Consider the following 11,451-nt stretch of genomic DNA (forward strand, 5'->3'; position numbering starts at 1 on the left):
GACTACCAGGTAGATAGGCCGGGAGTGTAAGCACAGCAATGTGTTCAGCGGACCGGTACTAATAGGTCGAGGGCTTGACCTGGAGAAAGGTAATAACACTGTGCAGTTTTGAGAGAGCGAGGAAATAAATATTTCTGGTGGCGATACCGCAGAGGACACACCCGTTCCCATACCGAACACGGAAGTTAAGCTCTGCAGGGCCGATGGTACTTGGGGGTTGACCCCTGGGAGAGTAGGTCGCTGCCAGAATTAATTTTATAAAAACTTTATAAAAGCCCGGCTTAACCGGGTTTAGCGTTCCGCGATAGCTCAATGGTAGAGCAACCGGCTGTTAACCGGTAGGTTGCAGGTTCGAGTCCTGCTCGCGGAGCCATTTTATTTTATTAATCAAAAGCCCGCTGGATTACCCAGCGGTTTTTTGTATTTTTAGTCAAATTTAGTATAACTGTGAAATAATGACTTAATTTTAAATAATGAGCTTAAAATAAAAATAAAGTTTTAAAATAAAAAAATATCGAATTTGAATAATTGCGGTATGACGGTGGTATACTTTAGTTAAGGTCAGTCAAAGTCAAAGTCTATAAAGGTCAAAGAGGTGGAGTGACTAATGCCCAATATATCTGACCTGATAGAGGCATACTTGAAGAAAATGCTTGAACAAAGCCCAAAGGGGTATATAGAAATTCAGCGCAATGAATTGGCCGGTGAATTTAATTGTGTACCATCGCAAATAAATTATGTGTTATCCACCCGCTTTACCGTTAATCACGGGTTTGTGATAGAAAGCAGGCGCGGTGGAGGTGGTTATGTACGAATATCAAAGGTTCCCCTTGAGAGCGGTTGTGATTGGCTGGAAGAATTATACCGCCTGATGGGGAACAGTGTAACTCAAAGCGTTGCCACCGGTATACTGCAGCGCCTGCTGAGTGAAGAAAAAATAACAAAGAGAGAATTTAAAATTATGAAGGCCGCGGTAGACAGGTCGGTATTAAAAATTGAACTGCCATGGAGAGATAAACTGCGGGCTCAAATTCTAAAAGCCATGATAACAGCGGTGGCGGGTGAAAAAAAGTAATTAGCAGGATAACACTTTCAGGGCAGACTCTCATGCCCAGCGTTTATGAATGAACCGCAGCCACCGGCTTTAGAACCGTAACATTTTTCAGGGGAAACAATAATTAAAGGGGGGGTTGCTTATGAAGTGTGAGCGGTGTAACCAGCGTCCGGCCACAGTGCATCTAACCCAGGTAATAAACAATCAGAAAACCGAAATGAACGTTTGTGAGTATTGTGCCAGGGAATTACAGCAGGAAGCATGGGGATTTGCCCCGCAATTTGATTTACATCACCTTTTAGGCGGCTTAATGGGTTATGATTACAGCCCCAGCATTAAAACCGGAATGAGCCAGACATGTCCTAAATGCGGTATTTCCCAAAGCAGGTTTGTCAAAGTGGGGCTGTTGGGCTGCACGGAGTGTTATGAAGCCTTCGAAGGGCAGATAATACCGCTGGTGAGAAGAATTCACGGTACCGGCCAGCACACCGGAAAAGTACCTAAGAGAACGGGCGGCAGGGCCAGAATAAATAAAGAAATCAAGATGCTGAAAGAAAAATTACAGGAAGCGGTTAATAGAGAGGAATTTGAAAAAGCGGCGGAAATTCGCGATCAAATAAAATCACTGGAAAAAAAGCTGCAGTAAGGAGGGGAGAAGCGTGGGAGTTAGAGAAGCGGTAAATAACATTGCTGCCAGGTGGATGGATGGTGACGGCCCGGAGCACGATATTGTTATCAGCAGCCGCATCAGGTTGGCCAGAAATTTACAAGGGATGGCTTTTCCCAATCAAATGTCACATCAAGAAGCCGATTCGGTCTTTCATGCCGTTCAGTTGGCGCTGTCTGACCGCCATTTTAGACAGCAGTTTGGAGATATGGAACTGGTTAGGTTGGGCGAATTGTCCCCGGTGGAGAGACGTATACTAATGGAAAAACATTTGATCAGCCCGGACCTGCTAAAAGATCACGAGAAAAAAGCGGTGGTGTTGAGCGATGATGAAGTAATCAGCATTATGCTCAATGAAGAAGATCATTTAAGAATGCAGTGTCTGCTGCCCGGGCTGCAGCTGCAGAAGGCTTGGGAGATAGCTAATAAGCTGGATGATGGGCTGGAAGCGATACTGGACTATGCCTTTTCGGAACAGCTGGGTTATCTAACCGCTTGTCCTACCAATGTGGGTACCGGGCTGAGGGCGTCGGTAATGGTGCATTTGCCCGGCCTGACTATGTTAAACCAAATAAATCAAGTTATAAACGCAGTATCTAAACTGGGACTTACCGTACGGGGGTTGTATGGTGAGGGAACTGAAGCAATGGGCAACCTGTACCAGATTTCCAACCAGGTGACCCTGGGTCTTACCGAAGAGGAAATAATTAACAAGCTCACCTCTGTTATTAAACAGCTTATCGATCAGGAACGATTGGCCAGAAAAGCTCTGCACCGTGATCAAAAGTACCGGTTAGAGGATAGAATATTCCGGGCCTACGGGACGCTGAAGAATGCCCGGCTGCTGACCTCTGACGAGGCGATGAAATATATATCTGATGTGAGATTGGGTGTAAATTTAAACATTGTTGACAGTTTGTCAAACAAAATATTGAATGAACTGGTTGTTATGACCAGGCCGGCTTATTTGGTAAAGCAGGCGCGGAGAGAATTAAGTTCCCAGGAAAGGGATATAATGAGGGCGGAAATTGTTAGAAATAAATTAAGTAAACAAAATTAATTTCGGGAGGTGTTTGGCAATGTTTGACAGATTTACCGAACGGGCACGGAAGGTGATTTCGCTGGCTCAGGAAGAAGCCAGAAATATGAGATATCCCTACATAGGTACAGAGCACATTCTGCTGGGATTGATAAGGGAAGGTCAGGGTGTTGCTTCTAAGGTACTGCAGGAGCTGAATATTAAGGCGGAAAAGGTAAGAGCGGAAGTGGAAAAAATGGTGGAGAAGGGGCAGGGTGAAGTGCCTAAAGAACTGCCTCTGACACCGCGGGGAAAAAGGGTAATAGAACTGGCGGTTTTTCATGCCCGCAGAATGGGGCACAATTACGTAGGCACGGAACACCTGCTGCTGGGATTAATCAGTGAAGGCGAAGGTATTGCGGCCAGGATATTATTAACCATGGGTGCTGATTTGAACAGGGTGCAGCAGCTGTTAATTAAGATGCTTGGCGGCCAGTATGGTGAGGCGGCCCAAAATAATCAGAGCCCGGTGGGCGGGTGTGCCGGAGGTGCCTGCGGAACCGCTAAAACGGCAACCCTGGATGAATTCGGACGGGATTTAAATGCCCTGGCCAGGGAAGGTAAACTTGATCCCGTGGTTGGCAGGCAGAAAGAAATTGAGCGGGTAATTCAGGTTCTCAGCAGAAGAACCAAAAATAACCCGGTGCTGGTGGGAGAACCGGGTGTAGGTAAAACAGCCATTGCCGAAGGCCTGGCCCAGCGTATTGTAAATGGCGAAGTTCCGGAAACACTGGCGGACAAAAGGGTGATTACCCTGGATCTGGCTGCCATGGTGGCCGGTACCAAATACCGGGGTGAGTTTGAAGAACGGCTGAAAAAAGTTATTGACGAAATTACCCAGGCCGGAAATATCATAGTATTTATTGACGAGCTGCACACGCTGATAGGTGCCGGGGGAGCAGAAGGAGCCATTGACGCATCTAACATATTAAAACCGGCCCTGGCCAGGGGTGAGCTTCAAACCATCGGCGCCACCACGCTGGATGAGTATCGCAAATATATTGAAAAGGATGCGGCGTTAGAGCGGCGCTTCCAGCCAATTATTGTGGAAGAGCCATCGGTGGAAGAAACGGTTAAAATACTGGAGGGATTGCGTGACAAATATGAGGCCCATCACCGGGTGCGCATAACCGATGAAGCGCTGAAGGCGGCAGCCAGGCTGTCAGACCGCTATATTGCAGACCGGTTTTTACCTGACAAAGCCATAGACCTGGTGGATGAGGCGGCTTCCCGGGTACGGGTCAATGCTTATACCGCTCCGCCGAACATGAAAGAATTAGAAAATAAACTGGAAGAAATTCGCAAGGAAAAAGAAGCGGCAGTAAACAACCAGGAATTTGAAAAAGCTGCTGAGCTGCGGGATAAAGAAAGAGAGATCCTGAATAAATTAGAATCGGAGCGAAAAGAGTGGGAGCAGCAGCAGGAAAACAAAGAACTGGTGGTAGATGAAGAAGAAATTGCAGAAATAGTTTCCAGCTGGACCGGTATTCCGGTACGCAAATTGGCCCAGGAAGAGTCCCAGCGTTTATTGAACCTGGAGAAAGTTCTGCATGAACGAGTTGTCGGTCAGGATGAGGCGGTTAAAGCAGTGGCCAAAGCAGTTCGGCGTGCAAGGGCCGGGTTGAAAGATCCCAAGCGCCCCATCGGATCCTTTATCTTCTTAGGTCCCACGGGGGTTGGGAAAACAGAACTGGCCAGGGCGCTGGCGGAAAGCTTATTTGGCGATGAAGATGCCCTGGTAAGAATTGATATGTCCGAGTACATGGAAAAACATGCTGTATCCCGCCTTGTGGGTGCCCCTCCCGGATATGTGGGATATGATGAAGGCGGTCAATTGACGGAAGCGGTTAGACGCCGCCCCTACTCGGTGGTGCTGCTTGATGAAATTGAAAAAGCGCACCCGGAGGTGTTTAATATACTGCTGCAGGTGCTGGAAGACGGGCAGCTTACCGAAGCAAAGGGCCGTACCGTGGATTTCCGAAATACCGTCATTATCATGACCTCCAACGTGGGGGTACAAAAGCTCAAGCACACACCGGTGGTGGGCATTAAGACCGGCGAAGATGAAAGCAATAGAACAGAAGAAATGCGCCGGGGATTAAAGAAGGAGCTGGAGCGCGCATTTAGGCCGGAATTTTTAAACCGCATAGACGAAATTGTATACTTCCACCCCCTTAAACGGGAACACATTAAAGAAATTGTGGGCTTAATGCTGGATAAAGTTGCTAAAAGAATAGCCGACAGGGAAATCTACCTAGAGTTTACAGAAGAAGCTAAAGAACTGCTGGCCGAAAGGGGCTACAGTGAAGAATACGGTGCCAGACCGCTGCGGCGGGAAATTCAAAAGGCTGTGGAGGATAAACTTTCGGAAGAAATTTTAGAAGGAAATATTAAACACGGTGATAAAGTTCTGGTGACAGCTGCCGATAATGAAATAACAATACAAAAAGCAGATTAACATAGCAAAAAGGGCAAAAGCACTAGCTTTTGCCCTGTACCCTTTTAACAGGCCGTGGTATAATTTAATTTTAGTAGGTTAAAAACGGACATAAGAATTGAGGGAGCTGGTTGCTATTCGTAATAAAACCAGTTTCTGGTGTCAAGAATGCGGTCACCGGTCACCCCGGTGGATGGGTAAATGCCCGAACTGCGGTGCCTGGAACACTTTGGTGGAAGAACCTTCCACAACTAAAAGCCCCAAAAATAAAATTACTGGAAACAGCCAATTTCCTAAACTAATTTCCCAGGTAGATTTATCCCAGGAAGAAAGATATTCTACCGGAATAGGGGAATTGGACCGGGTTCTCGGCGGCGGAGTGGTGCCCGGTTCACTGGTTTTAATTGGTGGAGACCCGGGTATCGGTAAATCCACCCTTTTGCTCCAAGCGGCCGGCAGTTTAAGTGCCGGCGGAAAAGTGCTGTATATAACCGGGGAAGAATCCATGAGACAGGTGGGCATTCGAGCCCAAAGGTTAGGGATAGATACCAAGAAACTGTATTTGGCCTGTGAAACGGATTTGGAAATTATTACTGGTTATTTAAAGGAATTTTCTCCTAAAGTGGCGGTGGTTGATTCCATACAGACCATGGTGCACCCGGACATCAGCTCGGCCCCGGGCAGTGTGTCCCAGGTTAGAGAAGCCACTGCAAAACTGATGCAGTATGCCAAGGAGTATGGAATTTCTATTTTTATAGTTGGTCATGTTACTAAAGAAGGAACGCTGGCTGGTCCCAGGGTTTTGGAACATATGGTGGATACGGTTTTATATTTTGAGGGAGACCGGCACCAATCCTTTCGGATTTTGAGAACGGTGAAAAACAGGTTTGGCTCCACCAATGAATTAGGGATATTTGAAATGCGGCATCAAGGACTGGTGGAAATAGAAAATCCATCGGCCATGTTTATGGCCAGGCATCCCCTGGCTTCTGCCCCCGGTTCGGTGGTGGTGCCCAGCATAGAAGGCAGCAGGCCGCTGCTGGTAGAAATACAGGCTTTGATTTGTCCCAATTCATTCGGCGTTCCCAGGCGCATGACCACAGGTGTGGACCACAACCGGGTGGCTCTGATTATGGCGGTTTTGGAAAAGCGGGTGGGACTGCGCATGGGGAACTGCGATGCCTATGTTAACGTGGTTGGTGGGGTGCGCTTGACGGAACCGGCGGTGGACCTGGCAGTGGCACTTTCACTGGCATCCAGTTTCAAGGAGGTAGCAATTTTCAACGATATGGTAGTGGTTGGAGAAATCGGGTTAACCGGTGAAGTAAGGCCGGTAACCGCATTGGAAAGAAGATTAAAGGAAGCGGAAAGCATGGGATTTAAAAAGGCGCTGGTTCCCGGTACCGGGATTAAAAAAATGACCTTGCCCGCCATAGAAATTTACCCGGCGAATACAGTTGCGGAAGCCATTGCCGCGGCACTGAACAGGTAAGGGGGTAGCAGCATGGTTAAAGACGAAAAAGTTGAAGCTGAATTACTGCAGGTGCTGCGCAAAGTTGCTCCCGGTACACCGCTGCGGGATGGCATGGAAAATATCCTGCGGGCCAAAACAGGGGCGCTGATAGTGATTGGCGACGGCCCCGAGGTGATGAACATTGCTGAGGGCGGGTTTTTAATTGATGCCGACTTTACACCTGCGGCGATGTATGAACTGGCCAAAATGGATGGAGCTATTATACTGAGCGAAGATACCAAAAAAATAATTGCGGCCAATAAGCAGCTCATTCCTGACCTGCTGATACCTTCATCGGAAACGGGCATCCGGCATCGTACTGCCGAAAGGGTGGCCAGGCAGAGCGGAGCGCTGGTTATTTCCATATCCCAGCGCCGGGGTGTAATCACTTTATATAAAGATACCATTAAATACGTGTTGAGAGACATTGGGGTAATACTGGCTAAAGCCAACCAGGCGATACAAACTTTAGAAAAATACCGCTCTGTTTTAGACCGGGTGGTACTGGAATTATCCAACCTGGAGTTTTTGGATGCGGTAACCCTTTACGATGTTACCAAAGCCATCCAGCGGGTGGAAATGGTGATGCGGGTGGTAAAGGAAATCGAACGCTACACCAGTGAACTGGGTACAGAGGGCCGCTTAATTACCATGCAGATGGAAGAACTTGTATCCAATGTTGAAGATGAAGGGTTGTTAATAATTCAAGATTATGCTGCCGATGCAGATAAATCGCCGGAAAATATTTTAAATATGATCAGCAGCTGGCCGGCGGAGGACTTACTGGATTTTGCCTTAATTGCCCGGGCGCTGGGATACTCGGGAGGGCAGAGTATACTGGAACAGAATGTTACTCCCCGGGGATACCGGGTGCTGCGTAAAATACCCAGACTTCCCGTACCGGTGATTGAAAACTTGGTAGACACCTTTGGAACCCTGCAAAACATAATGGCTGCCAGCATAGAACAGCTGGATGATGTAGAAGGAATTGGTGAAGTGCGTGCCCGTTCAATTAAAGACGGTTTGCACCGCTATAGAGATAAGATATTGCAGGATAGAAACACCACTTAAATAAAGATTAATATCCAGCTAAATTGCTTAAAACCGGGGCTTTAAACCCCGGTTTTAAATTAAGTTAAATTATAATGCCCCAGCAGCTTCATTTTATTGTGTTCTTTAATAATAATGTCAAATAAATTGACATCCAATAGATTGCACAGGGCAGCTAAATAAACCATTGCCCGCCCGATTTCGATTTCAATTGTTTCCCTGCACTGGGGGCAGAGCTTTCCGTACAGGTGAGAATCCATTATATTTTTTAGGTCGGCCAGCGATGCATCTTTGGGAATGGTATTTTTTTTAGTTTCTATTTTCATACAACCGCAGGTGGTTACCGTTTTTACTATCGATCTGTTAATTCGTGCCCCGCACTCCTGGTGTTTGCTTAAAATATCTAAAATGCTGCGGCTGCATATCAATTGCTCTGAAACGGTGTATTGAAATTCATCTGTTAAGAGGTCTTTTAACAAGCGCACCCACTCCTTTAAAGTGTAATACTTAAACAAATTATAGTCATCGCTTGAGGTGTTTGTCAAACGAACACGCATTCAAAAAAATGTTGACACTAGATAGCGCCTATGCTATAATCATAATTTTAATTTGACAGCCAAAGCCCTTTGTGGTATACTGTTGAGAGGATAATAAGGGGGGGATGCTTTTGTTTAATATAGGAGATAAAGTTGTTTATCCCATGCATGGCGCCGGTATTATTGAAGCCATTGAGGAAAAAGAGGTGCTGGGTGAGAAACGCAAGTATTATATACTGCGTCTTCCCATGGGGGATATGAAAGTAATGATACCTATCAACGGTTCAAATGGTACGGGGCTGCGGCAGGTAATAGACGATAAAGGTGTACAGCGGGTTATAGATATACTGAGTGAAGATACCACCAGCATGTCATCCAATTGGAACAGACGCTACAGGGCTAATTTGGAAAAAATTAAAAGCGGCGATGTTTACGAAGTGGCTGAAGTAGTACGCAACCTTTTTAAAAGAGATAAGGAAAAAGGGCTGTCATCGGGGGAACGAAAGATGCTGGAAAATGCCCGGCAGATTTTAATTAGTGAACTGGTACTGGCTGCAGAAATGGAAGTGGATTCGGCGCAAACGCTGGTTGACAGCGCTCTGGCATAACTACGCCAGAACTTTGTTCTGGCGTAGTTTGTTTTAGTTTTAGGTATATATTTTACTAAAAACTGGCAGAAATGACTTGAAAGATATTGAATTTATTAATACTAATTCACTATAATGTATATAGCGTCCTAAAAATGCTTTATATTATCAACGGGGGGGTGAAGTGTATGATTAAAAAGGCTATCAAAGGACTGTTGGTTTTATCGTTTTCGGTGATGAGTTTATATTTGGCCCTTTATGTTTTGGAACATGATATCGTATCTCTGCCCGGCGGCCTATCCCAATGGCTGAATATCGGTTTTATCGGTGTTGTTACTTTATTAGGGGCGCTGGCGGGTGTGCTGTTAACACCCTTTATCATGAAGTTGGCCCTTTGGTTCACCGCGCATATAGATCAATACCTGGCTAAAACCCCCACCTCGGATCTGATAATGGGTACAGTGGGATTGATTTTTGGACTTATAATTGCTAATTTATTAGGTTCTATTTTATCTTTCATGGGTCCTGTTGGTAAAATTGTCTGGCTTTTAAGTACAATTTTATTTGGTTACCTTGGTCTTTCGGTGGGAATTAAAAAGCGTGAAGAAATACTTGGTTTGATATCGAATCTCCTGCGGTTCGGCAAAGAAAAAACTTTTAAGACAGAAGCAAAGGGCGGCGGTTCGGTTAAGATACTGGATACCAGTGTTATTATCGACGGGCGCATTGCCGATCTCTGTGCCAGCGGCTTCATTGAAGGGGTTTTACTGGTGCCCACATTTGTGGTTGACGAGCTGAGGCATATTGCCGACTCTTCGGATGTATTAAAACGCAATCGCGGGCGCCGGGGGCTGGATATTTTAAACCACATGCGCAAAAACATGCCTGATGTTAAAGTGCAGATATACGATAACGTACGCAGTTTGGATGACATAGCCGAAGTGGATGCCAAACTGGTGAAATTGGCGGAAAAATTAAATGCCAAGATTATGACCAATGACTTTAATCTCAATAAAGTTGCAGAGCTGCAGGGCGTTAAGGTGCTGAACATCAATGAGCTGGCCAATGCCGTTAAGCCCGTTGTACTGCCCAATGAAGAAATGGACGTTCAAGTGGTTAAAGATGGTAAGGAGTTTGGTCAGGGGCTGGCCTACCTGGATGACGGGACCATGATTGTAGTTGAAGGTGGGAAACGTTATATGAATCAAACCATCACGGTGGTGGTTACCAGCGTTCTGCAGACTGCGGCGGGGAGAATGATTTTTGCCAAACCTAAAACGGATGATCGCCGCGGCGAGTCTTCCCCCCATTACAACAATGGAGTGAATGCCCTTGGCTAAAGTATATGCGATAATTCCCGCTGCCGGTACCGGCAGCAGGATGGGTTCTAAAATAAAAAAACAGTACCTGCAGCTGCAGGGGCTGCCGGTGCTGGCTCATACTATAAATATTTTTGAAAAATGCCCCTTTGTAGATGGTATAGTGGTAGTTGTGGGTAAAGAAGATGTTTCCTGGTGCCGGCAAGAGATAATTGAGAAATATTCCTTTCAAAAAGTGCTGTCGGTGGTTCCCGGTGGGGACTGCCGGCAGCATTCGGTATATAACGGCCTGGTGTCGCTGCCGGCGGGCGAAGATGATGTTGTTATGGTACATGACGGGGCGAGGCCGCTGGTGACGGCGGATATACTGGCAGATGCCCTTTCGGCGGTCCGAAAAAACGATGCGGTGGCTGCTGCCGTGCCGGTGAAGGATACTATCAAACTGGCTGACGCTGAACAAAAAGTGATTGATACCCCGCCCCGGGAAAAACTTTGGGCGGTGCAAACACCGCAGGTATTTAAGTACCGGCTTTTAATGAAAGCCTACCGGCATGCCGCGGATAATGATTTTGCGGGAACAGACGATGCATCGCTGGTGGAAAAGCTGGGACATGCTGTTCACCTGGTTTCCGGCAGTTATGAAAATATAAAAATAACCACCCGGGATGATATGCTGCTGGCTGAGTTAATACTAAAAAGGAGAGGGTGTGCTTGCGAGTAGGTATTGGTTACGATGTTCACAGGCTGGCTCCCGGCCGCCTGCTGGTTATTGGCGGGGTGGAGATACCATATCCGGCCGGTTTGGTCGGCCACTCCGATGCGGATGTGTTAACCCATGCCATTATGGATGCCCTGCTCGGTGCCGCCGGTGAGGGGGATATCGGCAGGCACTTTCCCGACAGTGATGAGAAGTATAAAGGAATATCCAGCATTAAACTGCTGCAGCGGGTGGGGGAAATAATATCGGCGGCAGGGTACGCGGTAAACAACATAGACGGAATTATTATTGCCCAGGCCCCCCGCATGGCCCCTCATATACGGGCAATGGAGCAAAACATTGCCGGTGCGCTGGGAATTGAAATTAACAGGGTAAATATAAAAGCCACCACCACAGAAAAACTGGGCTTTGTGGGGCAGGGACAGGGGATGGCGGCCCAGGCCATTGCATCTTTAAATGAAGAATGATTACAGCAATGCCCGGGCCCGGCAG

General features: G+C 46.9%; 11 protein-coding genes, 1 tRNA gene and 2 rRNA genes. 13 read left to right on the top strand and 1 reads right to left on the bottom strand.

Annotated features, from left to right (window positions below):
* The 9 genes from JOC37_RS00755 to disA all read left to right on the top strand — a co-directional run.
* A 23S ribosomal RNA gene (locus tag JOC37_RS00755) occupies positions 1 to 82 on the top strand; the annotation flags it as partial.
* Positions 83 to 133: 51 nt separating this feature from the next.
* A 5S ribosomal RNA gene (rrf, locus tag JOC37_RS00760) occupies positions 134 to 249 on the top strand.
* A gap of 49 nt (positions 250 to 298) precedes the next feature.
* A tRNA-Asn gene (locus tag JOC37_RS00765) sits at positions 299 to 373 on the top strand.
* 234 nt (positions 374 to 607) lie between these two features.
* Positions 608 to 1,075, top strand: a complete 468-nt coding sequence (locus JOC37_RS00770) for a CtsR family transcriptional regulator (RefSeq protein WP_204614944.1) — start codon at positions 608 to 610, stop codon at positions 1,073 to 1,075.
* A gap of 121 nt (positions 1,076 to 1,196) precedes the next feature.
* Entirely contained in the window at positions 1,197 to 1,700 is a 504-nt protein-coding gene (locus tag JOC37_RS00775; RefSeq protein WP_204614945.1) for a UvrB/UvrC motif-containing protein, read from the top strand.
* A 13-nt stretch (positions 1,701 to 1,713) separates the two neighbouring features.
* Complete coding sequence (locus tag JOC37_RS00780) at positions 1,714 to 2,781, top strand: protein arginine kinase (protein WP_204614946.1); 1,068 nt, start codon at positions 1,714 to 1,716, stop codon at positions 2,779 to 2,781.
* A 19-nt stretch (positions 2,782 to 2,800) separates the two neighbouring features.
* Positions 2,801 to 5,257, top strand: a complete 2,457-nt coding sequence (locus JOC37_RS00785) for an ATP-dependent Clp protease ATP-binding subunit (RefSeq protein ID WP_204614947.1) — start codon at positions 2,801 to 2,803, stop codon at positions 5,255 to 5,257.
* Between the two features lie 115 nt (positions 5,258 to 5,372).
* On the top strand, positions 5,373 to 6,728 hold the full coding sequence (gene radA / locus JOC37_RS00790) for a DNA repair protein RadA (protein ID WP_204615124.1): 1,356 nt from the start codon (positions 5,373 to 5,375) through the stop codon (positions 6,726 to 6,728).
* 12 nt (positions 6,729 to 6,740) lie between these two features.
* Positions 6,741 to 7,820 (top strand): DNA integrity scanning diadenylate cyclase DisA, encoded by a 1,080-nt coding sequence (disA, locus tag JOC37_RS00795; RefSeq protein ID WP_204614948.1) that lies wholly within the window; start codon positions 6,741 to 6,743, stop codon positions 7,818 to 7,820.
* A 59-nt stretch (positions 7,821 to 7,879) separates the two neighbouring features.
* Here the strand turns inward: disA and JOC37_RS00800 are convergent, their stop codons facing one another.
* Positions 7,880 to 8,278 carry a nucleoside triphosphate pyrophosphohydrolase family protein gene (locus tag JOC37_RS00800; RefSeq protein ID WP_204614949.1) on the bottom strand — a complete coding sequence of 133 codons (399 nt, stop codon included), beginning with the start codon at positions 8,276 to 8,278 and terminating at the stop codon, positions 7,880 to 7,882.
* A gap of 188 nt (positions 8,279 to 8,466) precedes the next feature.
* Here JOC37_RS00800 and JOC37_RS00805 point away from each other — a divergent pair, with 188 nt between their 5' ends.
* From JOC37_RS00805 to ispF, 4 genes are all read left to right on the top strand, one after another.
* Entirely contained in the window at positions 8,467 to 8,943 is a 477-nt protein-coding gene (locus tag JOC37_RS00805; protein ID WP_204614950.1) for a CarD family transcriptional regulator, read from the top strand.
* 167 nt (positions 8,944 to 9,110) lie between these two features.
* A complete protein-coding gene (locus JOC37_RS00810) occupies positions 9,111 to 10,262 on the top strand; it encodes a PIN/TRAM domain-containing protein (protein WP_204614951.1) in 1,152 nt (383 codons plus the stop codon).
* Complete coding sequence (gene ispD / locus JOC37_RS00815) at positions 10,249 to 10,962, top strand: 2-C-methyl-D-erythritol 4-phosphate cytidylyltransferase (RefSeq protein ID WP_274380904.1); 714 nt, start codon at positions 10,249 to 10,251, stop codon at positions 10,960 to 10,962. The genes JOC37_RS00810 and ispD overlap by 14 nt, the downstream gene beginning before the upstream one ends.
* Positions 10,953 to 11,426 carry a 2-C-methyl-D-erythritol 2,4-cyclodiphosphate synthase gene (gene ispF, locus JOC37_RS00820; RefSeq protein WP_204614953.1) on the top strand — a complete coding sequence of 158 codons (474 nt, stop codon included), beginning with the start codon at positions 10,953 to 10,955 and terminating at the stop codon, positions 11,424 to 11,426. Before ispD ends, ispF begins: the two co-directional genes overlap by 10 nt.
* Positions 11,427 to 11,451: the final 25 nt, after the last annotated feature.

Origin of the sequence: Desulforadius tongensis (genome assembly GCF_016907915.1) — a bacterium.
In the GTDB taxonomy this organism is placed as follows: Bacteria; Bacillota; Desulfotomaculia; order Desulfotomaculales; family Desulfohalotomaculaceae; genus Desulforadius; species Desulforadius tongensis.